22 protein-coding genes are annotated in these 24,487 nt (G+C 63.2%); 14 read left to right on the top strand and 8 right to left on the bottom strand.

The window, feature by feature from the left end; translation table 11 throughout:
* Positions 1-38 precede the first annotated feature (38 nt).
* Both ribD and nrdR read right to left on the bottom strand, forming a co-directional pair.
* Positions 39-1,157: a bifunctional diaminohydroxyphosphoribosylaminopyrimidine deaminase/5-amino-6-(5-phosphoribosylamino)uracil reductase RibD gene (ribD, locus tag MKZ87_RS08620; RefSeq protein WP_227233667.1), complete on the bottom strand. Its 1,119-nt coding sequence runs from the start codon at positions 1,155-1,157 to the stop codon at positions 39-41.
* Entirely contained in the window at positions 1,154-1,618 is a 465-nt protein-coding gene (nrdR, locus tag MKZ87_RS08615) for a transcriptional regulator NrdR (protein WP_007906838.1), read from the bottom strand. Before nrdR ends, ribD begins: the two co-directional genes overlap by 4 nt.
* A gap of 128 nt (positions 1,619-1,746) precedes the next feature.
* Here nrdR and MKZ87_RS08610 point away from each other — a divergent pair, with 128 nt between their 5' ends.
* Genes MKZ87_RS08610 through trxA form a run of 3 tightly spaced genes read left to right on the top strand, consistent with a single transcriptional unit; the run spans position 1,747 to position 3,776 of the window.
* Positions 1,747-2,211, top strand: a complete 465-nt coding sequence (locus MKZ87_RS08610; protein ID WP_007955577.1) for a YbaY family lipoprotein — start codon at positions 1,747-1,749, stop codon at positions 2,209-2,211.
* Positions 2,208-2,864, top strand: a complete 657-nt coding sequence (locus tag MKZ87_RS08605; RefSeq protein ID WP_085705102.1) for a class I SAM-dependent methyltransferase — start codon at positions 2,208-2,210, stop codon at positions 2,862-2,864. The genes MKZ87_RS08610 and MKZ87_RS08605 overlap by 4 nt, the downstream gene beginning before the upstream one ends.
* A 39-nt stretch (positions 2,865-2,903) precedes the next feature.
* Positions 2,904-3,776, top strand: a complete 873-nt coding sequence (gene trxA / locus MKZ87_RS08600) for a thioredoxin (protein WP_085697653.1) — start codon at positions 2,904-2,906, stop codon at positions 3,774-3,776.
* 4 nt (positions 3,777-3,780) lie between these two features.
* Here the strand turns inward: trxA and MKZ87_RS08595 are convergent, their stop codons facing one another.
* Positions 3,781-4,137: a hypothetical protein gene (locus MKZ87_RS08595; RefSeq protein ID WP_234206046.1), complete on the bottom strand. Its 357-nt coding sequence runs from the start codon at positions 4,135-4,137 to the stop codon at positions 3,781-3,783.
* Between the two features lie 134 nt (positions 4,138-4,271).
* Here MKZ87_RS08595 and MKZ87_RS08590 point away from each other — a divergent pair, with 134 nt between their 5' ends.
* The 5 genes from MKZ87_RS08590 to MKZ87_RS08570 all read left to right on the top strand — a co-directional run bounded on the left by MKZ87_RS08590 (position 4,272) and on the right by MKZ87_RS08570 (position 8,311).
* Positions 4,272-4,868, top strand: coding sequence for a DUF2796 domain-containing protein (locus MKZ87_RS08590; RefSeq protein WP_085705107.1), 597 nt, complete (start codon positions 4,272-4,274; stop codon positions 4,866-4,868).
* 14 nt (positions 4,869-4,882) lie between these two features.
* Positions 4,883-5,593, top strand: a complete 711-nt coding sequence (locus tag MKZ87_RS08585; protein ID WP_085705109.1) for an ABC transporter ATP-binding protein — start codon at positions 4,883-4,885, stop codon at positions 5,591-5,593.
* A 1-nt stretch (position 5,594) separates the two neighbouring features.
* Positions 5,595-6,860, top strand: coding sequence for an ABC transporter permease (locus tag MKZ87_RS08580; protein ID WP_085697656.1), 1,266 nt, complete (start codon positions 5,595-5,597; stop codon positions 6,858-6,860).
* A gap of 11 nt (positions 6,861-6,871) precedes the next feature.
* Positions 6,872-7,390 (top strand): DUF3299 domain-containing protein, encoded by a 519-nt coding sequence (locus MKZ87_RS08575; protein WP_085705132.1) that lies wholly within the window; start codon positions 6,872-6,874, stop codon positions 7,388-7,390.
* Between the two features lie 222 nt (positions 7,391-7,612).
* Positions 7,613-8,311, top strand: a complete 699-nt coding sequence (locus MKZ87_RS08570; protein ID WP_085697657.1) for an OmpW/AlkL family protein — start codon at positions 7,613-7,615, stop codon at positions 8,309-8,311.
* Between the two features lie 177 nt (positions 8,312-8,488).
* On the opposite strand, the gene MKZ87_RS08565 is transcribed toward MKZ87_RS08570, so the two are convergent.
* Positions 8,489-9,418: an NAD-dependent epimerase/dehydratase family protein gene (locus tag MKZ87_RS08565; RefSeq protein ID WP_085697658.1), complete on the bottom strand. Its 930-nt coding sequence runs from the start codon at positions 9,416-9,418 to the stop codon at positions 8,489-8,491.
* A complete protein-coding gene (locus tag MKZ87_RS08560; protein WP_085697659.1) occupies positions 9,411-10,295 on the bottom strand; it encodes a sugar nucleotide-binding protein in 885 nt (294 codons plus the stop codon). Before MKZ87_RS08560 ends, MKZ87_RS08565 begins: the two co-directional genes overlap by 8 nt.
* Before the next feature lie 178 nt (positions 10,296-10,473).
* Between MKZ87_RS08560 and MKZ87_RS08555 the strand changes: the two genes are divergently transcribed.
* Complete coding sequence (locus MKZ87_RS08555) at positions 10,474-14,769, top strand: DEAD/DEAH box helicase (protein WP_085705111.1); 4,296 nt, start codon at positions 10,474-10,476, stop codon at positions 14,767-14,769.
* On the opposite strand, the gene MKZ87_RS08550 is transcribed toward MKZ87_RS08555, so the two are convergent.
* A complete protein-coding gene (locus tag MKZ87_RS08550; protein ID WP_234206049.1) occupies positions 14,763-16,868 on the bottom strand; it encodes a mechanosensitive ion channel family protein in 2,106 nt (701 codons plus the stop codon). The genes MKZ87_RS08555 and MKZ87_RS08550 overlap by 7 nt on opposite strands.
* 319 nt (positions 16,869-17,187) lie before the next feature.
* Between MKZ87_RS08550 and MKZ87_RS08545 the strand changes: the two genes are divergently transcribed.
* The 5 genes from MKZ87_RS08545 to MKZ87_RS08525 all read left to right on the top strand — a co-directional run bounded on the left by MKZ87_RS08545 (position 17,188) and on the right by MKZ87_RS08525 (position 22,489).
* Positions 17,188-18,399 carry an MFS transporter gene (locus MKZ87_RS08545; protein WP_085697662.1) on the top strand — a complete coding sequence of 404 codons (1,212 nt, stop codon included), beginning with the start codon at positions 17,188-17,190 and terminating at the stop codon, positions 18,397-18,399.
* 103 nt (positions 18,400-18,502) lie between these two features.
* The gene (locus MKZ87_RS08540; RefSeq protein WP_085705116.1) at positions 18,503-19,429 is read left to right on the top strand and encodes a DUF72 domain-containing protein; all 927 of its coding nucleotides are present in this window, start codon (positions 18,503-18,505) and stop codon (positions 19,427-19,429) included.
* Positions 19,426-20,223 carry an endonuclease/exonuclease/phosphatase family protein gene (locus tag MKZ87_RS08535; protein ID WP_085697664.1) on the top strand — a complete coding sequence of 266 codons (798 nt, stop codon included), beginning with the start codon at positions 19,426-19,428 and terminating at the stop codon, positions 20,221-20,223. Before MKZ87_RS08540 ends, MKZ87_RS08535 begins: the two co-directional genes overlap by 4 nt.
* Positions 20,220-21,506 carry a cardiolipin synthase ClsB gene (gene clsB, locus MKZ87_RS08530; RefSeq protein WP_085697665.1) on the top strand — a complete coding sequence of 429 codons (1,287 nt, stop codon included), beginning with the start codon at positions 20,220-20,222 and terminating at the stop codon, positions 21,504-21,506. The genes MKZ87_RS08535 and clsB overlap by 4 nt, the downstream gene beginning before the upstream one ends.
* Positions 21,503-22,489: a lysylphosphatidylglycerol synthase domain-containing protein gene (locus tag MKZ87_RS08525; protein ID WP_085697666.1), complete on the top strand. Its 987-nt coding sequence runs from the start codon at positions 21,503-21,505 to the stop codon at positions 22,487-22,489. The genes clsB and MKZ87_RS08525 overlap by 4 nt, the downstream gene beginning before the upstream one ends.
* Before the next feature lie 111 nt (positions 22,490-22,600).
* Here MKZ87_RS08525 and MKZ87_RS08520 read toward each other — a convergent pair whose 3' ends face one another.
* Together MKZ87_RS08520 and MKZ87_RS08515 are read right to left on the bottom strand one after the other, a co-directional pair.
* Positions 22,601-23,359, bottom strand: a complete 759-nt coding sequence (locus MKZ87_RS08520; RefSeq protein ID WP_085705118.1) for an alpha/beta hydrolase family protein — start codon at positions 23,357-23,359, stop codon at positions 22,601-22,603.
* The gene (locus MKZ87_RS08515) at positions 23,349-24,455 is read right to left on the bottom strand and encodes a DUF3182 family protein (protein ID WP_266200608.1); all 1,107 of its coding nucleotides are present in this window, start codon (positions 24,453-24,455) and stop codon (positions 23,349-23,351) included. Before MKZ87_RS08515 ends, MKZ87_RS08520 begins: the two co-directional genes overlap by 11 nt.
* Between the last annotated feature and the right edge of the window lie 32 nt (positions 24,456-24,487).

Raw genomic sequence — 24,487 nt, 5'->3', positions numbered from 1 at the left:
AGCGCTAACGCGATGGCCGGGAATTATACGCTCGCTGATCAGACAGGGATTGCAGTGACTCGCCAGTCATCGCCAACCGCGCGAATTTCAGTGATTTTCAGCTCCGGCGCATCCTTCATATAAGCGAGCGGCCAGTCCAGAAGCGGACGCGCCGTGGAGCCGAGGAACTTGCCGGCGATGAAGATCACGAACTCATCGACCAGACCGAGCTGGGCAAATGCGCCGGCCAGTCGCGGGCCGGCCTCGACCAGGACTTCGTTGACACCTCGGTTGGCCAGCTCGATCAGCAACTGATGCAGATCGACCTGACCATCATCGCCCGGCACGATCAGGCATTCCGGGCCGTTGGCGTACTGTTCTTCGATGGCCACGCAGGTGGCGACCAGCGCCGGGCCGGCCTTGAAGAACGGCGCATCCAGCGGCACTCGCAGACGCCCGTCGATCAGCACCCGCAGCGGCGGACGGCTCAGGGCCAGCGCGGTTTGTTCGTCATCCAGCCCCAGCTCGTCGCCGCGCACCGTCAGGCGTGCGCCATCGGCCAGCACCGTGTCGGCACCGGTCAGTACCACGCTGGCCTGGGCGCGCAAACGCTGCACTGCAGAACGCGCGGCCGGGCCGGTGATCCATTGGCTCTCGCCGCTTTCCATTGCCGTGCGGCCGTCGAGGCTCATGGCCAACTTGACCCGCACAAACGGCAAGCCGTGTTCCATGCGTTTCAGAAAACCTTGATTGAGCTTGCGCGCTTCAATTTCCAGTACGCCGCTTTCGGTGGCGATACCGGCATCGGCCAGACGCTGCAGACCGCGTCCGGCGACTTGTGGATTCGGATCACGCATTGCCGCGACCACCCGGCCAACACCGGCGTTCACCAGCGCATCGGCGCACGGCGGCGTGCGGCCGTGGTGGCTGCAAGGTTCGAGGGTGACGTAAGCGGTCGCGCCCCGGGCCTGCTCACCGGCGGCGCGCAGGGCGTGGACTTCGGCGTGCGGTTCGCCGGCGCGTTCATGCCAGCCTTCGCCGACAATCTGCCCGTCGCGCACGATCACGCAGCCGACCCGTGGATTGGGATGAGTCGTGTAATGCCCCTTGCGCGCCAGTTCCAGGGCCCGGGCCATGAAGCGGGCGTCGAGGATGGCCTGCTCGGCGGCGGTGGTCATTCTTTCACCGGTTCACGGGCAAGGCGGTCGATCTCTTCGCGGAATTCGTTGAGGTCCTGGAAGCGGCGGTACACGGATGCGAAACGGATGTAGGCGACTTCATCGAGCTTTTTCAGCTCGGCCATCACCAGTTCGCCGACCACGAGGGATTTGACCTCGCGCTCGCCGGTGGCGCGCAGCTTGTGTTTGATATGGACCAGCGAGGATTCGAGGCGCTCGACGCTCACCGGACGTTTCTCCAGGGCGCGTTGCATGCCGGCGCGGAGTTTTTCTTCGTCGAACGGTTGGCGGCTGCCGTCGGTTTTGATCAGGCGCGGCAACACCAGTTCGGCCGTCTCGAACGTCGTGAAACGTTCGCCGCAGGCCAGGCATTCACGCCGGCGGCGCACCTGTTCGCCCTCGGCGACCAGACGCGAGTCGATGACCTTGGTGTCGTTGGCACCGCAGAAGGGACAGTGCATGGTGGCTGGCAACAAAAAAAGGGAGGGCCATGGTAGCGCATCCCGGTGGCAAGACAAGCCATAGGCTTTGCGGTATACAGACTGCCATGATCGTTTGATCCATGGATTTCATTTTGCTGGAGCCGCCAATGTCCTTACGACCGCTCGTTTTGCTCAGTGTTTTCAGCCTGCTGGTGGCCTGTGGCAGCGATGCGCCCAAGCCTCAGCCGCCAACACCGGGCCCGGCGCCGCAACAGGCGCAGAAAAAAGCCCGGGAAGCCGCCGACCTCGGCCCGCTGCCCGCGTATCAACGGGAACTGAGCGGCACCCTGCAAGGCGTGCCGGCCGGCGCCGAAGTCGAACTGGCGCTGCTGGTGATCGACGCCAAGGATCGCCCGCAACAATTGCTCGCCAGTTCCAGTCTGATCGGCAACAACCAGATTCTGCCGTTCCACCTGCGCTTCAACCCCGACGCTTTCCCGGTCGGCGCGCGGGTTGAATTGCGCGGCCGCGCCAGCCAGTCCGGCCAGTTGATCCTGCACCTGCCGTCGCAGACCATCACTCAGCCGACCACCCAGGCCCTGGGCCAACTGCAATTTGTCAAAGCACCATGAATGCACCGCAAGACCTGCAACGGTCGCTGGGCCAATTGCTCGGTGACGCGCGACTGAAGGCCTGTGCGTTGCCGGACACCGATTTGCGGCTGTGGCTGATTGACGGCGACAACATGGCGCGCGAATTCAGTCAGGAAGAAACCCAACGCATCCTGCATGAACCGCCCTACTGGAGTTTCTGCTGGGCCAGTGGTCTGGCAGTGGCGCGGTATCTGGCGGCGTTTCCCTCGTGGGTTCGCGGCAAGCGGGTGCTGGATTTCGGCGCTGGTTCCGGGATCGCCGGGATCGCGGCGGTGAAGGCCGGCGCACTGGAAGTCGTGGCCTGCGACCTGGATCCGCTGGCGATTGCCGCCTGTCGGGCGAATGCCGAACTCAATGATGTGCAGATGAGTTATTCCACGGATTTCTTCGCCGAAGCGGATCGCTTCGATCTGATCCTGGTGGCCGACGTTCTGTATGACAGGGAAAACCTGCCGCTGCTCGACGCCTTCCTGAGCCGTGGCCGCGAAGCGCTGGTGGCGGATTCGCGGGTTCGGGATTTCCGGCATCCGCTGTACCGGCGCATCGAAATGCTCGAAGCCATGACCCTGCCGGATCTGGCCGAGCCCGAAGAGTTTCGCCATGTCAGCCTCTACCATGCGGCCCGTGCCTGACCGTATAGTTGCCCCATTCACGCTTTCACGAGAGACCCCATGAGTCAGCAAACGCCGTACATCTTCGACGCCACGACGGCCGACTTCGACCAGTCGGTGATCGAGGCCTCCTTTCAAAAACCGGTGCTGGTGGACTTCTGGGCCGAATGGTGTGCGCCATGCAAGGCGCTGATGCCGATGTTGCAAGGCATCGCCGAGAGCTATCAGGGCGAGTTGCTGCTGGCCAAGGTCAATTGCGATATCGAGCAGGACATCGTCGCCCGTTTCGGCATCCGCAGCCTGCCGACCGTGGTGCTGTTCAAGGACGGCCAACCGGTGGACGGCTTTGCCGGTGCGCAACCGGAATCCGCGGTGCGCGCCCTGCTTGAACCGCATGTGCAGATGCCGGCACCGTCCGCCGCCGATCCGTTCGAACAGGCTCAGGCACTGTTTGACGAAGGCCGTTACGCCGACGCGGAAGCGACACTGGTGACGCTGCTGGGCGAAGACAACACCAACGCCAAGGCACTGATTCTCTACGCTCGCTGCCTGACTGAACGCGGTGAACTGGGTGAGGCGCAAACCGTGCTCGACGCGGTCAAGAGCGACGAACACAAGGCTGCACTGGCCGGTGCCAAGGCGCAGATCAAGTTCCTCGGCCTGGCCCGTGACCTGCCGGATGCCGCCGACCTGAAAAGCCGTCTGGCGCAGAACCCGCAGGACGATGAAGCGGTGTATCAACTGGCGATCCAGCAACTGGCCCGTCAGCAATACGAAGCGGCGCTGGACGCACTGCTCAAGCTGTTCATCCGCAACCGCAGCTACAGCGAAGGTCTGCCGCACAAGACCTTGCTGCAAGTCTTCGAGCTGCTGGGCAACGATCACCCACTGGTGACCGCTTACCGGCGCAAGGTGTTTGCCGCGCTGTACTAAGCGCTTATTCGATCCAGCTGTAGAGCGGCGTATCACCGCCGCTCAGCACTTTCACATCGGCCGAATGACGCAGGCGCACCAGCAAGCGCTTGCCCGCCGCTGCGCTGCCGGTCAGTCCTTCGAGCTGATCCAGCAACTCCGGCCCGCTGAGTTGCCCGGCCTTGCGCAGCAAATCCCTGGCGACCTGCCACAACGCGTCATCCTGATTCACCGGTTTCGCCGCAGACGCTGCAGCAGCTTGCGGCTGGGCGGCCTGCACCGGCATACCCAACTGCGCACCGAGCCGCGCCCAGTCGCTTTCATCCAGTTCCAGGGTCAAATCCACCGGCAACGCACCGACGGTTCCGCGTATCCGCACCATAACTTCGCTCCCGCACATTTCTGACCTGCATGCTCCCATGGGACTTGTATAACGCCAAGCGGGCGGGCAAACTCTGCGCACTTTCGTTATAAGATTACATAACAAACTCTTCACTTTACTTCCCGGAGACCGCCATGCGTCGTCTGCTGCTCGCTTTGCCGTTTGCCCTGTTGCCGCTGGCCATCGCCCATGCCGCCGATGAGCATGATCACGACCATGAGCACGGCAGCCTCGGTGCCCACGAACATGGCGTCGGTCGTCTGAACGCCGCCCTCGACGGCCAGACCCTGGAGCTGGAGCTGGAAAGCCCGGCGATGAACCTCGTGGGTTTTGAACACGTCGCCACCAGCGATGCCGACAAGGCCAAAGTCGCCGCCGCTCGTGCGCAGCTGGAAAAACCGCTGGCGCTGTTCAGTCTGCCGGCCGCCGCCGGTTGCAAAGTCACCAGCCAGGAACTGGAAAGCCCGCTGTTCGGCGACAAGCCGGATGCCGACGACCACGACGACGAAGAAGAAGCCGGCAAGGATGGTCACGAGCATCATCATGACCACAGTGAAATCCACGCCCACTACCAGTTCAGCTGTGCAGCGCCGGGTGCGTTGAAAACCCTCGATCTGGCAAACCTTTTCAATACCTTCCCGGCCACCCAGAAAATTCAGGTACAACTGATCGGCCCGAGCGGCCAGCAAGGCACGGAAGTGACGGCCAAGGCCGCCGCCCTGAAGTTCTGATACGAAACGGCGCCATGACCCAAGCACTCATCGAACTGTCTGACCTGGGCTTCAACTGGCCCGGTCACCCGCCGCTGCTGGATATCCCGGCATTTCGCCTGGAAGCCGGCGAAACCCTGTTCCTCAAGGGCCCCAGCGGCAGCGGCAAGACCACCCTGCTCGGCCTGCTCGGCGGGGTGCAGAAACCCGGTCGCGGCAGCATTCGGCTGCTCGGCCAAGAGCTGACCGAACTGGGTGCCGGCGCCCGCGATCGTTTTCGCGTCGATCACACCGGCTACATTTTCCAGCAGTTCAACCTGCTGCCGTTTCTCTCGGTGCGCGAGAACGTCGAGCTGCCGTGCCACTTCTCAAGGCTGCGTGCCGAGCGTGCGAAGCAGCGCCACGGCAGCGTCGATCAGGCTGCCGCCACCCTGCTCGCCCACTTGGGCCTGAAGGACGAAAGCATCCTGAGCCGCCGCGCCGATTCGCTGTCGATCGGTCAGCAACAGCGGGTCGCCGCGGCCCGAGCGTTGATCGGTCAGCCGGAACTGGTGATCGCCGACGAACCGACCTCGGCGCTGGATTACGACGCCCGGGAAAACTTCATTCGCCTGCTGTTCGCCGAGTGCCGCGAAGCGGGATCAAGTCTGTTGTTCGTCAGCCACGACCAGAGCCTGGCGCCGCTGTTCGACCGTCATCTGTCCCTGGCCGAACTCAATCGCGCCGCCACGTCTGCCGAGGTCTGAGATGTATCTGTTCCGTCTGGCCATGGCCAGCCTCGCCAACCGGCGTTTCACCGCTCTGCTCACTGCTTTCGCCATCGCGCTTTCCGTCTGCCTGCTGCTGGCCGTCGAGCGGGTGCGCACCGAAGCCAAGGCCAGTTTCGCCAGCACCATCAGCGGCACCGACCTGATCGTCGGCGCCCGCTCGGGGTCGGTGAACTTGCTTCTGTACTCGGTATTTCGCATCGGCAACGCCACCAACAACATCCGCTGGGACAGCTTCGAACACTTCGCCAGCAACCCGAAGGTGAAGTGGGCGATCCCGATGTCCCTCGGCGATTCCCATCGCGGTTACCGGGTGATGGGCACCACCCAAGCCTATTTCGAGCATTACCAGTACGGTCGCCAGCAACACCTGGAACTGGCCGACGGCCGCGCCTTCGCCACCGATCCGTTCGAAGTGGTGCTCGGTGCCGAAGTGGCCGAGGCCCTGCATTACAAGCTCGGCGACAAGCTGGTGCTGGCCCACGGCGTGGCGGCGATCAGCCTGGTCAAGCACGACGACAAGCCGTTCACCGTGGTCGGGATTCTCAAGCGCACCGGCACCCCGGTGGATCGCACGTTGCACATCAGCCTCGGTGGCATGGAGGCTATCCACATCGACTGGCACAACGGCGTGCCGGCCCGTGGTAACGGTCGGATCAGCGCCGATCAGGCACGCAACATGGACCTGACGCCGCAAGCAATCACCGCGTTCATGCTCGGCCTCAACAGCAAGATCTCCACCTTCGCGCTGCAACGGGAAATCAACGAATTCCGTGGCGAGCCGATGCTGGCGATCCTGCCGGGCGTGGCCTTGCAGGAATTGTGGAGCCTGATGAGCACCGCCGAAAAAGCGTTGTTCGTGGTCTCGCTGTTCGTGGTGCTGACCGGGTTGATCGGCATGCTCACGGCGATTCTCACCAGCCTCAACGAACGTCGCCGCGAAATGGCGATTCTGCGCTCGGTGGGCGCGCGACCGTGGCATATCGCGAGCCTTTTGGTGCTGGAAGCGTTCGCTCTGGCGCTGACCGGGGTGATCGCCGGGCTGGCGTTGCTGTACCTCGGCATCGCCGCCGCTCAGGGTTATGTGCAGGCCAATTACGGCTTGTATCTGCCGCTGGCCTGGCCAAGCGAGTATGAATGGACGCTGCTCGGTGGCATTCTGGCTGCCGCGCTGCTGATGGGCAGCGTGCCGGCCTGGCGCGCGTATCGCCAATCCTTGGCCGATGGCCTGTCGATCCGTTTATGAGGATGTTCACCATGCCCCGCGCCGCCCTTGCGCTGCTGATGCTGGTTGCCCTGCCCGTCTGGGCGGCGGCACCGAAAGACCTGACCTGGTCGGAGATGATCCCGCCGGACGCGGCGCCCGAAGTGCCGAACATGACGCCGCTGCATGACCTGTCGAAGATGGGCGATGCGCTGTCGGCCGAGTCCGCGCCAGCGGCGAAACAGGACATGCCCAACGCCCCGGTAGTGCAAAGCCTCGACGGCCAGAACATTCGCCTGCCGGGCTACATCGTGCCGCTGGAAGTCAGCGAAGAAGGTCGCACCACGGACTTCCTGCTGGTGCCGTATTTCGGCGCCTGCATCCACGTGCCGCCACCGCCGTCGAACCAGATCGTGCACGTGAAAAGCGAACTCGGCGTGAAGCTCGATGAGCTGTATCAGCCGTACTGGGTCGAAGGGCCGTTGCAGGTCAAACCGTCCACCAGCGAGCTGGCGGATGCCGGCTATCAGATGGATGCGGACAAGATTTACGTCTATGAGCTGCCGGAGTAAATCCGGTCATTCTGTACTGTTTGGCCCATTGTCTTCGCGAGCAAGCTCGCTCCCACAGTTGACCGAGCTCTAATGTGGGAGCGAGCTTGCTCGCGAAGGGGTCGGCAAAGGTTCCACAAAAAAAACGCCCATCACTGTTTCATTGAGCTGAGTCAAAAGACCGTATCAGACGGATTCGTACCATAGGACATCAAACATTTTTAACGTCCTTTGGGAGCTTCCATGAACAAGTCCTTGCTCAGCGCCTCGCTGTTTGCCCTCGCGCTCGCAGCCCCGCTCGCCCACGCCCACGAAGCCGGCGACATCATCGTTCGCGCCGGTGCGATCACCGTCAACCCGAAGGCCGACAGCTCCAGCGTCAAGGTCGATCAGGGTCCACTGAGCGGCGCCAACCTGGGCGGCAAGGCGACCATGAGCAGCGACACCCAACTGGGTCTGAACTTCGCCTACATGCTGACCAACAACATCGGTATCGAGCTGTTGGCCGCATCGCCCTTCGAGCATGACGTGAAGATCAAGGGCACTGCCCTGCCGGCCGCCAATGGCAAGCTCGGGACCCTGAAACACCTGCCGCCAACCCTGAGCGTCGTCTACTACCCGCTGGATGCGAAGTCGGCCTTCCAGCCGTACATCGGCGGCGGCATCAACTACACCTGGATCTACGACGAGCACGTCGGCAGCGAAGCCCAGTCCAACGGCTTCAGCAACTTCAAGGCGAAAAACTCCTGGGGCTTGGCCTGGCAGGTCGGCGCCGACTACATGCTGACTGACAACATCATGCTCAACGCCCAGGTGCGCTACATCGACATCGACACCCGCGCCACCGTCGAGAACAACGCCGTGGCTCCGGGCACCCGTGCACGGGTGAATGTGGACGTTGATCCCTTCATCTACATGGTTGGTCTAGGCTACAAGTTCTGAAGAACGTTCACGTGGTGGTGAATGAGGCTTGGTGGCGGGCAGCTCAGAACTGACGGCGATGTTACGCCATCGACCGGGGAGCAAGCTCCCTCGCTACAGGAAACAGGTTTGAAACCCGAATTCCGGCCGTGAAAAAGGCGCCTGTCAAAAGGCGCCTTTTTCATGTCTGCAAGAAGCTCAGCGGCCGAGCAGACGGGCCAGGCCGACGTTCATCGGCGTTGGTGTCGGGCAGTTGAATCGCTCAAGCAACCGGCGGTTGTTCGCCCGCGAATGGCGGATGTCACCGGAGCGCGCCGGGCCGTAGCTGACGGGCGGCAACTCGCCGACCACCGCTTCGAGCGCGGCCAGCATCTGCTTGAGATTGGTCGCCTGATTCCAGCCGACGTTCACCGCACCGACATCCACTTGCGGCTTTTCGATTGCCTGCACCAGCACATCGACCAGGTCTTCGACGTACATGAAATCCCGGGTCTGCTCGCCATCGCCGAATACGGTGATCGGCAGGCCTTTCTGCGCGCGCTCGCTGAAGATGCTGATCACCCCGGAGTACGGCGAGGACGGATCCTGGCGCGGACCGAAGATGTTGAAGAAGCGGAAGATTGCCGGTTCCAGACCGTGCTGACGGCGGTAGAAATCGAAGTACTGCTCGCCGGCCAGTTTGTCCGACGCGTAAGGCGTCAACGGCGCCTTGGGCGTGTCTTCGTCAATCGACTCGCCTTCGCCATTGTTGCCGTAGACCGCTGCGCTGGAGGCATACAGCACACGTTTGACGCCGGCCTCGCGCATGGCTTCGCAGACGTTCAGCGTGCCGATGAAATTGCTCTGATGAGTCTTCACCGGATCATCCACCGACGCCTGCACCGATGCCACGGCAGCCAGGTGCGCGACTGCGCTGCAACCTTCCATCGCCCTGGCGACCAGCGCCGCATCGGCGACGTCGCCGACGATCAGCTCGACCCTGGGATTGTCCAGCGGCAGATTGCTGCGCTTGCCGGTCGACAGATCATCGAGGATCCGCACCGAATGGCCCTTGGCAAGCAGCGCGTCAGTCAGGTGCGAGCCGATGAAACCGGCACCGCCGGTGATTAAAACAGGGCCTTCAGCCATGACGATAAAACCTATCCAGTAAGCCCGGGAGCGCGGCACGCCAGGCGCGCGGCTTGATCCCGAAGGTGTGCAGAATTTTCTTGCAGGCGAGCACCGCGTGTTGCGGCTCTTCGGCAGCGTCCGGACGCGCGGCGTGGGCCTGGGCGGTCGGGGATTCGATGGCCAGCGGGTGCAGGCTGCGCGCTTCGGTGAGAATCGCCTGGCCCAGCGCCAGCGGTGTGGTCGCCTCGTGGCCGGCGTAGTGGTAAGTGCCCCACAGCGGCGCGGCGCAATCGAGTTGTTTGAGCACCGAGATGATCACTCGGGCCGCATCGTCGACCGGGGTCGGATTGCCACGACGGTCATCGGCCAGCAGCAATTCTTCCGGCTGTTCGGCCCGGGCCAGGAAGCGCCCGAGGATGCCTTCCGGGCTGTCGTCGAGCAGCCAGCCGAAGCGCAGCAGCACGTGTTGCGGGCAAGTGGCCCGTACGCTTTGCTCGATTCGCCACAACGCCTGACCGCGCAGGCCCAACGGCACCGGCTCGTCCTTTTCGCTGTAGGCGGTGGCGCGGGAACCGTCGAACACCCGATAGCTGGAAGGCTGCACCAGCACAATGTTGTGGTGCTGGCACAGTTCGGCCAGTCGCTCGATGGCGCGTTCCTGCCCGGCCAGACGGGTTTCGCTGACGGTCTCGGCCTGGAACCAGTCGAAATAGTAGGCAAGGTTGATCAATGCATCGGGACGGGTGTCGTCGAGCAATTGGGTCAGGCTCGCGGCATCCCAGCCGTCTTCGGGCGGGCGGGGGGCGAGGAAACCGATGTCTTCCTCTGCACCGAGGCGAATCAGCGCCTGCCCAAGGGCATTTCCGCCGCCCAGTAACATAAGGCGCATTCGCATAGAGTCAGCAGGCCCAGTCTGATTGGAACGATGGCTTTGGCGACGATGCCTGTGGCAGCGTCGTCGATAATTGCCGGAATCGTTGCATTTTGCGGGTTTAGTGCGCAACCGTCACCCGTAAAGTGTAGATCCCGAGCGGTACTTGCAACTTCGCCCGCCCACCCGCATAACTGAAACCATGAATTTGCCCCTTCCCACGGACGCGGCGCTGGCAGGCTTTCACCCCGCCGTCAGCGCCTGGTTCAGCAGCACCTTCCCGACGGTGACGGCCGCCCAGGCCCGCGCATGGCCGTTGATCCGCCAGCGCCGCTCGACGCTGATCGCCGCGCCCACCGGCTCCGGCAAGACCCTCACCGCGTTCCTCGCCGTGCTCGACGATCTGGTCCACCGTGGTCTGGAAACCCCGGACGGTCTGCCGGACGAAACCCTGGTGGTCTACGTTTCGCCGCTCAAGGCGCTGTCCAACGACATCCGCATCAACCTGCAGAACCCGCTGGCCGGGATAACCGAGCAGTTGCGCCAAATGGATCTGCCGCCGCTGGAAATCACCACCGCCGTGCGCACCGGCGACACCCCGCAGAAAGAGCGCGCCGCCATGCGCAAGAGCGCGCCGCACATTCTGGTGACCACCCCGGAATCGCTCTACGTGCTGCTGGGTTCGGATTCGGGGCGAAAGATGCTCGGCACCACGCGCACGGTGATCGTCGATGAAATCCATGCCATCGCTGCCGGTAAACGAGGCAGCCACCTGGCCTTGAGCCTCGAACGCTTGCAGGCCCTGTGCGCCGAACCGCTGACCCGCATCGGCCTGTCAGCCACGCAAAAACCGATCGATGCGGTGGCGCGGTTTCTGGTCGGTCATGAGCGCCCCTGCGAAATCATCGACATCGGCCACGCCCGCCCACGGGACTTGGGCATCGAAGTGCCGCCGGTGCCGTTGTCGGCAGTGATGGCCAATGATGTCTGGGAACGGGTCTACGACCGCCTCGCCACGCTGGCCCGCGAACACCGCACCACGCTGATTTTCGTCAACACCCGGCGCCTGGCCGAACGCCTGAGCCGGCACCTCAGCGAACGCCTCGGCAAACGGGCGGTGGCCGCGCACCACGGCAGTCTGGCCAAGGAGTTTCGCCTCGATGCGGAACAGCGGCTCAAGCGCGGCGAGCTGCAAGTGCTGATCGCCACCGCGTCGCTGGAACTGGGGATCGACATCGGCGAAGTCGACCTTGTCTGCCAGATCGCCTCGCCACGTTCGATTGCCGGTTTTCTGCAGCGAGTTGGCCGCTCCGGACACCAGGTCGGCGGCACGCCCAAGGGCCGCCTGTTTGCCACCACCCGTGACGATTTGATCGAGTGCGCCGCCCTGCTCGACTGCGTGCGCCGGGGTGAACTCGATACGCTGCACATCCCCGAAGCGCCGCTGGATGTGCTGGCGCAGCAGATCATCGCCGAGGTCAGTTGCCAGGAATGGGCCGAGGACGATTTGCTTGCGCTGTTGCGCCGGGCCGAGCCCTACGCCCGCCTCGACGAAAAACATTATCAGGCGCTGCTGGCGATGCTCGCCGAGGGCTACAACGGCCGTCAGGGCATGCGCAGCGCCTACCTGCACCACGACGCCGTCAGCCGAACCCTGCGCGGACGACGCGGCGCCCGGCTGACCGCCGTCACCAGCGGCGGCACCATCCCCGACAACGCCGACTACAGCGTATTGCTCGAACCCCAGAGCCTGAACATCGGCAGCGTCAACGAAGACTTCGCCGTGGAGAGCATCGCCGGCGACGTGTTCCAGCTCGGCAACGCCTCCTATCGCATCCTGCGGGTGGAAACCGGCAAGGTACGGGTCGAGGACGCCCAGGGTCAGCCGCCGACCATTCCGTTCTGGCTCGGCGAAGCACCGGGGCGCAGCGATGAATTGTCGGCGGCCGTGGCGCGCCTGCACGCGCAGCTCGATCAATTGCTCAGCGCCAGCCCCGGCAATCTGCAACCGGCCCTCGACTGGCTGATCGACACCCTCGGCCTGAACCTGGCCAGCGCCGAACAGCTGGTCGATTACCTGGCCCGTGCCCGCCTCGCCCTCGGCGCCTTACCGTCGCGAGACACGCTGCTGATGGAACGGTTTTTCGACGAGTCCGGCGGCACCCAACTGATCATCCATTCGCCGTTCGGCAGCCGTATCAATCGCGCCTGGGGCCTGGCCTTGCGCAAGCGCTTCTGCCGCACCTTCAACTTCGAATTGCAGGCCGCCGCCAGCGAAGACGCGATCGTGCTGTCGCTATCCACCAGCCACAGTTTCGAACTCGACGAGGTCTGGCGTTACCTGCACAGCAACAGCGCCGAGCACATCCTGATTCAGGCGGTACTGGATGCGCCGCTGTTCGGTGTGCGCTGGCGCTGGAATGCCGGGGTGGCGCTGGCCCTGCCGCGCTACACGGGCGGGCGCAAAGTCGCGCCGCAATTGCAGCGGATGAAAAGCGAAGACCTGATCGCCAGCGTGTTTCCCGATCAGATCGCCTGCCTGGAAAACCTCGCCGGCGAACGGGAAATCCCCGCGCATCCGCTGGTGGAACAGACCCTCGACGATTGCCTGCATGAAGCGATGGACAGTGAAGGCTGGCTCGAACTCCTGCGGCGCATGGAGCGCGGCGAAGTGCGTCTGATCGCCCGCGACCTGCCGGCGCCCTCGCCGCTGGCGGCGGAAATCCTCAGCGCCCGGCCCTACACCTTTCTCGACGATGCGCCGCTGGAAGAACGTCGCACCCAGGCCGTGCTCAACCGCCGCTGGAGCGATCCGCAATCCACCGATGACCTCGGCGCACTGGACGCCGATGCGATCGAAGCCGTGCGCGAAGAGGCGTGGCCGACGCCAGACAGCGCCGATGAAATGCACGAAACATTGATGAGCCTGGCCTGCATCAGCGACCGCGAAGTCGAGGCCAATCCGCCGTGGCGCGGTTGGCTGAATGCTCTGGCCGATACCGGGCGAGCCTGCCAGTTGCAGATCAATCCCAAGCATTCACTGTGGCTGGCGAGAGAACGCCTGACGTGTCTGCAAGCGCTTTATCCACAGGCGCAATCGGCACTCCCCGCATTACCCGGTTTCGACAAAGCATGGACGGCCGATGACGCACTGGTCGAAGTGATCCGCGCGCGGCTCGGCGCATTCGGTCCTTTACCACTGGCGGCGATTGCCAAGCCGCTGGCCTTGATGCCGGCCTCTGTTCATCAAGCCCTCGCTCAACTGGAGCACGAGGGTTATGTGCTGCGGGGCCATTTCACGCCGGGATCGACCGTTGAGGAGTGGTGCGAACGACACCTGCTGGCACGCATTCACCGCTACACGGTCAAGCGTCTGCGCCGGGAAATCGAGCCGGTGGCGTTGCAGGATTTCACGCGGTTTCTGTTCGACTGGCAGCATTTATCCGCGTCCACTCGGGGTCAGGGCAGCACCGTGTTGCCGGCGATTGTCGGTCAGTTCGAAGGCTATCCGGCTGCCGCATCGGCGTGGGATAGCGACCTCCTTCCGGCGCGGCTCAAGGACTATTCACCGAGCTGGCTGGACGATCTGTGCCGCAGCGGCAAACTGGTATGGACGCGCCTCAGCGCCCGGCAAAACATCAGCGGCACGGCATTGCGCAGCACACCAATCGTGTTGCTGCCGCGCAGTCAGGTCGGCTTGTGGAGTGCACTGGCCGAACAGACGCCGCTCAGCGAACTGTCGCCCAAGACCCGAAAGGTTTTCGACGCGCTGAGCCAGCACGGCGCGCTGTTCTTCGATGAGCTGATTCATGAAGCGCACCTGCTGCGCACCGAACTGGAAATCGCCTTGCAGGAACTGGTCGGCGCCGGTCTGGTGAATGCCGACAGTTTTGCCGGGTTGCGGGCACTGATCACCCCGGCGAGCAAGCGCCAGCAGCGCAGCAGTCGACGCGGGCGTGGGGCGTTTGTCGGTGGCATGGACGATGCCGGACGCTGGGCGCTACTGCGTCGCGGGCCGGTTGTGGAAAACCGTCAAACAGCGTCGCCCGAAACCCTCGAGCACGTCGCCATGACCTTGTTGCGGCGCTATGGCGTGGTGTTCTGGCGCCTGCTGGAGCGCGAGGCCGACTGGTTGCCGAGCTGGCGCGAACTGCTGCGTACATTCCATCGACTGGAAGCACGGGGCGAGATTCGTGGCGGGCGGTTTGTCAGCGGTCTGGCGGGCGAGCAATTCGCCCTGCCCGAGGCGATTCCCCTGCTGCGCGAAGTCCGCCGTCGCCCACATGACGGCAGCCTGGTCGCGGTGTGCGGCGTCGATCCGCTGAACCTCGCCGGCACCTTGCTGCCGGGGGCGAAAGTGCCGGCGCTGGCGAGCAATCGGCTGGTGTATCGCGACGGGTTGCCGGTCGCTGCCGAGGTCGCGGGCAAGCAGCAGTTCTGGGTGGAGCTGGACTTCGCCGCCATGAGCGAAATCCGCAACAAGCTGACCCGTCACTGAGTCCGCGCCTGCTCCGGCAACACCACCGATGAATGCGCCGCAGCCGCCTCTTCCTCCTGGCGATTGGGCAACAAAACCTGCTGTGGATAAGTCTGCGCGAAATGCACCCACGGGCTGTTATCCACAAGCTTTTTCAGACGCTGGTTGAAGGCGCGGCTTACCGCGTATTGCCCGCCCGACACCGTGCGGAATTGCGCAGTCAGCACCACGCCGTTCAGGTCCATTTTGTCCACGCCGAACACATCCAGCGGCCCTTGCAGGTTGTACTTGAGGAACGGGTCTTCGCGGATCGAATCCCCCGCCTCGCGGATCAGTTCGATGGCCTTGTCGACATCGGTGTCATAGGTGAACTGCACCGAGAAAAACGCGAACGCAAACTGCCTCGATTGATTGGTCACCGCCTTGATCTGACCGAACGGCACCGAATGCACGAAGCCCTTGCCGTCGCGCAGGCGCAGGGTGCGAATGGTCAGGCCTTCGACCGTGCCGGCGTGCCCGGAATCGAGCACCACCCAATCGCCGATCGACAGGGTGTCTTCGATGATGATGAACAACCCGGTGATGACGTCCTGCACCAGTTGCTGCGAGCCGAAACCGATAGCCAGGCCGACCACCCCGGCGCCGGCCAGCAGTGGCGCGACGTTGATCCCGAGATTGGCCATGGTGGTGATCGCGCAGATCACCACCAGGATGATTTTGATCGCGTTGCGCAGCAGCGGCAGGATGGTTTTCACCCGGGTGCTGGGCTGGCGCGCCGAGCGCTTGCTGACCGGTGGTTTCAGCGCTTCCTGAATCGCCGTGTCGAGCACCACCCACAGCAGCCACGTCACGAGGAAGATCAGGCCGATGCTGCTCAGAGCATTGCTGATCGCCCGACCGACCGTGCTGCTCTGCGCGAAGTCGAGCAGCGACACACCCCAGATCCGCCCGAGAATGTCGATGAACACAATCGCGATGACGATCCGCAGCAAGGCGTGCAACAGGCTGAGAAAGCGTTCCTTGTAGGCGCTGCTACGCTGGATCGCCTCGGCCTTGCGCGACTTGAACAGATGCTGGAGGACGGTGCTGAGAAACACCGTCCCGATCAACAGCACGGTGGTGAACAACGCGCAGCGCAGGGCTTTCTGGTTGTCCTCGCCGATGCCGATCAGATTGACCGCCGAGACCAGCACCATCAGCACGATCGGCCAGTACCAGAGCCCGGAAAAAATCCGCAGCGACTCCTGCAGCGACGGCTGTTTCAAGCGCTGGGCCAGCGAGCGATTGCGGATCAGGTGCGCCACCGGCCGACGCAGGCGAATCACCAGCAGACCGAAGATGATCGATGCCAGCAGACCGGTGAACACCGCGATGCTGCTGGTGATGTTGCCGCCCAGTTGCCGGGCGATCTGCGGGCTGGTGAGCGCGTCACTCAATGCGGCGAGAAAGCCGATCAGGAACAGCGGCTTCGGGCAGTAGTCGCGGATGATCTGCACGGCGCGACGTTTGTGGCCGACGTTGAACATCATCACCACGCACAACAGCATCGACGTGGAAAATATCCCGCTGCTGGTGGCATAGGCTAGACACAGCGCCAGCGCCCGGCCGATCGAGGCCGACAGAAAATGGCTGACGTACAGGGTCAACGGCAGGCAGATCAGCGCGGGCAACGTGTAGGGCAACAGGTAACCGAGCAGGTCCTGACTGCGTTGCCGGGTGCGCAACCAACGCCCTTCCTGCAGACGCTTGGCCAGCAGGCTGCCGAGCACCGTCAATACGGCAAACGTGCCCAGCCAAACGCCGGAGAGCATCAGGAAATCTCCCGCCACGCCCCAGCCGGAGCGGTTCGAAGGTTGATTGACTAGCCTGTCGACTTCATCTGCCGCCCGGTCGGCGCGCAGGCGCCAGGCGTCGACCAGATGCTCGTTGAGATCGAGTTTGTCCTGCACGTCGTCGATGCTGGAACTGATGGCGCCGAGCAGTCCGCCCTGCACGATCGGTTCCGGTTTGGCCGGCTCTTCACTGGTCGCCGGAACACCCGGCAGGCTGGCGGCTTGCACTGCATTGCCGCCGAACAACAGCAATGTCCCCAATAGAATCGCGATCCTGAACCTGGTCAAAACGCAGAGCTCCCTTGGTTGAACCTGTAAAGAACTGATCGGTTTTGGCCCGGCAAGTTCGGTTTTGATCGTTCCCCCGCCCACTCCCCTTCACTGATCGTCCCCAAGCTCCGCGTGGAAATACAGCGAGAGGCGCTCCGCGTCTCAAAGAGCGGACGCAGAGCGTCCACGGAGGCATTCCCACGTAGAGCGTGGAAACGAACACCTTTAGGGGGGATATTTGCGTCGCACGCAAATATCAAATGCCCCTCCCTGTATTTTTCCACCCCCACCAAACCCCGACACTGCGCTCCATTCAATCCCCCACCGGAGTGCCGTCATGCCCATTGCCCTGCTCGCGCTGACTCTCAGCGCTTTCGCCATCGGGACGACCGAGTTCGTCATCGTTGGCCTGCTTCCCACCATCGGCGCCGATCTCGGCGTCAGTCTGCCGTCCGCCGGTCTGCTGGTCAGTCTCTACGCTCTGGGCGTAGCCATCGGTGCGCCGGTGCTGACCGCCCTCACCGGCAAGGTCCCGCGCAAACTGTTGCTGCTGTCGCTGATGGTGCTGTTCACCCTCGGCAATCTGCTGGCCTGGCTGGCGCCGAGTTATGAATCGCTGGTGCTGGCGCGGATCGTCACCGGTCTGGCCCACGGCGTGTTCTTCTCCATCGGTTCGACCATCGCCACCAGCCTGGTCCCCAAGGAAAAAGCCGCCAGTGCGATCGCGATCATGTTCACCGGCCTGACCGTGGCGCTGGTCACCGGCGTGCCGCTGGGCACGTTCATCGGTCAGCATTTCGGCTGGCGTGAAACCTTCCTCGCGGTATCGGCACTTGGCGTCATCGCGTTCATTGGCAGCCTGCTGTATGTGCCGAACAACATCGCCCACAGCAAACCCGCATCACTGTTGCAGCAATTGCAGGTGCTCAAGCAACCGCGCCTGTTGCTGGTGTACGCCATGACCGCCATCGGTTACGGCGGCTCGTTCATCGCCTTCACGTTCCTGGCGCCGATCCTTCAGGACATCTCCGGTTTCAGCGCCAGCACCGTCAGCCTGGTGTTGCTGGTGTATGGCGTGTCGGTGGCGGTCGGCAACATCTGGGGCGGCAAACTGGCGGACAAACGCGGGCCGATCAGCGCGCTGAAAATCATCTTTGCCCTGCTCGCCGCCGTGCTGTTCGCGCTCACCTTCACCGCCGGCAATCCCTGGCTGGCGCTGGCCACCGTGCTCGTCTGGGGCGCAGTCGCCTTCGGCAACGTGCCGGGCTTGCAGGTGTATGTGGTGCGTCAGGCTGAACATCACACACCGCACGCAGTGGATGTGGCATCGGGCCTGAACATCGCCGCGTTCAACCTCGGAATTGCCGGCGGTGCGTGGGGTGGCGGCTTGATCGTCGAACACATCGGCCTGATCCATACGGCGTGGATCGGCGGCCTGGTGGTGCTGGTGGCATTGGCTCTGACGGCGTTGAGCGGACGCCTCGATCGCCTGGGCCCGGTGTACGCCGAACCTGCCGAAGGCTCGGCCCGGATCGTCACCGGGCACTGATCCGGCACAGCCCGACCGTCCGTAATCCCGTCGAAACTTTCCCGAACCGCCCACAGTCATCCACAGACAGAGGCCGTATGGGGACTTTCGACGGGAGGGCGGCATGGCAACGATTCATATCGGTATTTCAGGCTGGCGTTACGCCCCGTGGCGCGGGGACTTTTACCCGAAGGGGCTGGCGCAAAAACGCGAATTGCAGTTCGCCTCACGGGCGGTCAACAGCATCGAAATAAACGGATCGTTCTACGCCCTGCAACGGCCCGAACGCTACGCCCAGTGGTACGCCGAAACACCGGATGACTTCGTGTTCAGCATCAAGGCGCCGCGCTTCATCACCCACATTCGCCGCCTGCGCGATATCGAAAAACCCCTGGCCAATTTCTTCGCCTCCGGGGTGCTGGAACTGAAGGAAAAGTTCGGCCCGATCCTCTGGCAATTCCCGCCCAACTTCACGTTCGACCCCGAACGCTTCGAAGCCTTTCTCGACCAGTTGCCCCACGACACCCAGGCGGCCGCCGAGCTCGCCCGCCAGCACGATTCGCACCTGCACGGCCACGCGAGCATGAAGGCTTACAGCAAAAAACCGCTGCGCCATGCCGTGGAAATCCGCAACGACAGTTTCATCGACCCGGACTTCGTGCGTTTGCTCAAACGCTACAACACCGCGCTGGTGATCGCCGACACCGCCGGGAAATGGCCGTACCGCGAAGACCTCACCAGCGATTTCGTCTACCTGCGCCTGCACGGTGCCGAGGAGCTTTACGCCAGCGGTTACACCGACGCCGCGCTGCAACGCTGGGCCGAGCGGATCGACGCCTGGCACCATGGCCGGCAACCGGACGACGCCCATTTGATCGCGCCGCGTCTGAAACCTCGGGCCCGTAAATCCCGTGAGGTTTTCTGCTACTTCGACAACGACATCAAGGTCCGCGCGCCTTTCAATGCCCGCAGCCTGTTGCAGCGTTTCGATCTGGATAAAAACCTCGAAACCATGCCAGGTGAGCCGGCCGCCGAAGGAGTACTCGCATGAGCATTCCCGAGCCGGTCGGCTTCACCGACGAACAGACCACAGTCATCAACACGGTACGCCGTTTCACCGTGCTGACGGTCAACACCCACAAGGGTTTCACCGCACTGAACCGGCGTTTCATCCTGCCGGAATTGCGCGAAGCGGTGCGCAGCGTGTCCGCCGATGTGGTGTTTCTTCAGGAAGTCCACGGCACCCACGAGCATCACCCCAAACGCTACGCAAACTGGCCGACGATGCCGCAGTACGAGTTTCTCGCCGACAGTCTCTGGCCGCAGTTCGCCTACGGGCGTAACGCGGTGTATCCGGACGGCGATCACGGCAATGCCGTGCTGTCGAAATTCCAGATCGTGCGCCATGACAATCTCGACGTTTCGATCAGCGGCCATGAAAACCGGGGGTTGCTGCACTGTGTGCTGCGCCTGCCGGAAGACGACCGTGAAGTGCATGCGATCTGTGTCCATCTGGGCCTGCGCGAAAGCCATCGCAACGATCAGTTGCGTCTGCTGCGAGAGCGCCTGGCCGAGCTGCCTGATGACGCGCCGGTGATCGTCGCCGGCGATTTCAACGACTGGCGCCAGCGCGCCGATGCCTTGCTTGAACCCTGTGGCCTGCGCGAAGTGTTTGCGGCGCATCACGGCAAACCGGCGCGCAGTTTCCCCGCCCGCATGCCGTTGCTGCGCCTGGACAGGATCTATGTGCGCAACCTCAAGGCCAGTCAGCCAAAAGTGCTGGCGAACCGTCCCTGGTCACACCTTTCCGACCACGCACCACTATCGGTGGAGATTGAACTATGAGCAGTGCACCGTTGGAGAAATCCGCCGTGGAGCCGGTCAGCATCACCCCGCCCGTACGCGAGCCGGGCACCGTCGATGTCGAGTATCGCTGGCAGGGCAACAACCGCGTCGAGCTGCTGGAAAACGGCGAGGAATTTTTCCCCCGGGTGTTCGAAGCGATGCGCGCGGCGAAAAGCGAAATCCTGCTGGAGACCTTCATCGTCTTCGAAGACAAGGTCGGCAAGGAGTTGCAGGAAATTCTTATCGATGCCGCCCGGCGCGGCGTGCGCACCACCGTCAGCCTCGACGGCTTCGGTTGTGGCGAACTGAGCGCCGGTTATCTGACCGCGTTGAGCGATGCTGGCGTGCATCTGCAGATCTTCGATCCGGCCCCCAAGCATTTGGGGATTCGCACCAACTGGTTCCGGCGGTTGCATCGCAAGATCGTGGTGGTCGACGGGTTGGTCGCGTTCATTGGCGGGATCAATTTTTCCGGCGATCACCTGGCCGATTTCGGCCCCGAAGCGAAGCAGGATTATTCGGTAGAAGTTCAGGGCCCGGCGGTGACCGACATCCATCATTTCGCCCTGCTGCAAAGCGGCCGACCGGGACGCGCAAGGTTTTGGTGGCAACGGCGTCGGCAACGTCGCGCGGAAATGGCGTTCGATGATCACGACGGCCAGGTGCGTCTGGTGTTCCGCGACAACGACCAGCACAACACCGATATCGAAGACGTCTATTTGCAGGTGCTGCGCCGCGCCCAACGGCGGGTGGTGATCGCCAACGCCTACTTCTTTCCCGGCTATCGCCTGCTGCGCGAGATCCGCAACGCAGCCCGGCGCGGGGTCGAGGTGCGGCTGATTCTGCAGGGACAGCCGGACATGCTGGTGGCCAAACTCGCCGCGCGCATGACCTACGACTACCTGCTCAAGGCCGGTGTGCAGATTCATGAATATTGCGAGCGGCCGCTGCACGGCAAAGTGGCGCTGGTGGATGAAGAATGGAGCACCGTCGGCTCAAGCAATCTCGACCCGTTGAGCCTGTCGCTGAACCTGGAAGCCAACGTGCTGATTCGCGACCGAGCCTTCAATCGTCTGCTGTTCGAACGCCTTGAAGACCTCAGCCACAACCACTGCAAGGCGATGGACGCCACGAAGTCGCCACGGGGGCGAATCTGGCACATGACCGTGGGCTTTCTGGTGTTTCACTTCCTGCGGCATTTCCCGGCAATGGCCGGCTGGCTGCCGGCACACAAGCCACGACTCAAACCCTTTTTCCAGGCCTCCGGGAGGGATCCTTCATGAGCCATTCCGAAGCCCACGCGGCGGTGCATCCGGCACCGGCGGGCAAGTCCCGCTGGAGTCGCTGGAAACGTCCGCTGACCCTGCTGTTTTTTCTTGCGCTGATCGTCCTGCTGACGATGTTCGCCAGCCGTATCGAATGGGCCGAGGTCCTGCAAACCCTCGCCGACTTCAAGGTGCGCACGCTGATCATCGCCTCCAGCCTGACCTTGCTGAGCTTTCTGGTGTACGCCAGTTTCGACCTGATCGGCCGCACCTACATTCGCCAGGACTTGACCTGGAAACAGATCCTGCCGGTGGGCGTCATCAGCTATGCGTTCAACCTCAACTTGAGCGCATGGGTCGGCGGGATTGCCATGCGCTATCGGCTGTATTCGCGGCTCGGGGTGAGCAAAAGCAACATCGCCAAGATCCTCGGCCTGAGCCTGGCGACCAACTGGTTCGGCTACATGACCATCGCTGGCGTGGTGTTTGCCAGCGGGCTGGTACGCATGCCGCCGGGCTGGAAAGTCAGCAGCGGCGCGTTGCAGGGCATTGGTGTGTTGCTGCTGTTGGTGAGCGCTGGTTATCTGATCGCCTGCCAGTTTTCCCGGCGGCGCGAGTGGTCGATTCGCGGGGTGGAAATCAATCTGCCGTCGCTGCGCATGGCGGTTCTGCAATTGCTGCTCGGGGCGCTGAACTGGTCGCTGATGGCAGCGGTGATTTTCACGTTGCTGCCGAGCAAGCTCGATTACCCGTTGGTGCTCGGGGTGCTGCTGATCAGCGCGATTGCCGGGGTCATCACCCACATTCCCGCCGGGCTCGGCGTGCTCGAAGCAGTGTTCGTGGCGCTGCTGCAACACGAGGCTTCGCGCGGCAGTCTGGTGGCCGGGTTGCTGGCCTATCGGGCGATCTATTTCCTGCTGCCGCTGCTGATCACCGTGCTGATGTACCTGGTGGTGGAAGCCAAGGCCAAGGCGTTGCGGATCGAGAAGAAGCCGTCCTGATTTTTTTATGGCTGGTGGCCCCTTCGCGAGCAAGCCCGCTCCCACAGGCGCAATGCATTCAAAATGTGGGAGCGCGCTTGCCCGCGAAGGCGTCCGAAGAAACACCACAAATCATGAGGACTGAATAATGCTCAACCGCTCGCCCACCACCATTTCGGTGATCCAGTCGACGAGAATCGAGGTGTAGGCCTGCTGCGAGGTCGGATCGCTCAGGGCGTGGTCGGCGCCGTCGATGATGCGGTGGGTCAGCGAGTGAGTCTGCTGGCACGCGGCGCGATAACTCATGATCGTCGCGTGAGGCACATAGTCGTCGGTTTCCGATTGCACCAGCAGCACGTCCCCGGTGAATTGCGAGCAGGCGTGCAAGGCGCGGTTGCTGTCGGCACGCACCAGCGTACCGCGATAATCGCGCAGGTCGGCCTTGTCCAGATCGCGCTTGGGCGTGTGCCATTGTTCGTCTCGGTACAGCGCGGGCACCCGCAGCGCCAGCCAGCGCACCGGCCGCAGCGAGGTCAGGATCGAGGCGAGATAACCGCCGTAGCTGGTGCCAACCACCGCGATCGCCGAGGTGTCCAGCGCCGGATGGGCGAGCAGCCGGTCGTAGGCCGCCATCAAGTCACGCAGGTTGTCTTCGCGGGTGACCCGGCTCAGCGGAATGCCGGTGCCGCCGGTGTGCCCGCGCAAGTCGAACGTCAGGCACACGCAGCCCAGGCCGGCGATGCCTTTGGCCCGTTCCAGATCGCGCTCCTGACTGCCACCCCAGCCGTGCACGAACAATACGCCGGGGACTTTCGATTTGGGACTGAGGAACGTCCCGCTCATCTGTTCATCATCAATGTCGATTTGAATGCTTTCGCTTCTAGCCGTCATAGGATTTGACCGTTACGTATTTGAGGAGAAAGTCGCTGTTCTCGGCCGGGCCGCGATACACCTCGATGGCATCCGCCGGCAGAGCCTGATCGGTATAGGTTTCCACCGACGACACGCGGATCGCGCGCATCGAGGGGTCGTTGACGAAGCTTTGCAGCGCCGCCACTTCCGCGCTGCTGGCACCGCCCATGCGCCAGGACTGTTCGAGCACGCCGCTGCGCGGTCGGCCTTCACTGTCCAGGCCTTGGGCGATGTCGTAATTGCGCCGCGAAGCGTAGAAGCGCGGATAGGCTTCGTCCGCCGCCCGGTCGAACACCTGCGCCTGCCGGATCGCCAGACGCACGTCGTCAGCCAGATCCAGCTTTAGTAAGTCCTCATAGCCACCCTGTACCACCAGCAGGTTCGAGCCGCCGTACACCTCTTCGCCGTGGGCGTCCCTGGTCAAGTATTGATCACCGCAGTAACTCAACACTTTGTCGCCGATGAACGACTGCCCAACGCTGTGGGTGGTTACCTGACTCAAGTCCTGCTCCAGTACCACGCCATCGCTGAACAGTTTTTCAGCGTCAGGTCGGGCGAGAATTTCGTCGAACGCATCCAGGCTCTTGATCACTTCCTGTCCGCGCCCTGCACAGGCGTGAATCGGCTTGAGACGGATCGGCCCGCTGTACAAAAGATGTTCGGCGGCGGGCCGCGCATCTTCCAGCGCAAAGACGCTGAGCCCGTCCAGCACCACGGTGCGCACCCGATCGGAAAACAGCGGCGACCAGCCTTGCGGTGCATGAGCCTGATGGCTGCGCAAACCGTGGCTGATGGCTTTGGTGCAGATGAAGTCGTGCTCGACGAAACCGCCCCACAAATCGTCCGGGCCGCTCACGCCCAGTTCGCGAGCCGCCGCGCCGACGAGGGTCTGGGTCGGCAGCAGATAAATATCCCGGCCGCGATGTTTTTCGGCGTCGTAACTGCCGCCAAACTTCAGGCCGAGGATCTGCGCCAGCCATCGCGCGAGGGCCTTGTTGGTCTGCGCTTCATGTTGTGGCGCGCCGGGCCGAATCGAATGGGCGACGACCACTTTCCTGCGGGATGTCGGGGTCATGCGTCCCCCTTCCAACGGCGGTTTGAATGTAG

This window comes from Pseudomonas sp. MCal1 (assembly GCF_026341415.1).
Classification (GTDB): domain Bacteria; phylum Pseudomonadota; class Gammaproteobacteria; order Pseudomonadales; family Pseudomonadaceae; genus Aquipseudomonas.
The sequence above is the reverse complement of the archived record's forward strand: the minus strand, read 5'-3'. Positions and strand labels throughout refer to the sequence as shown.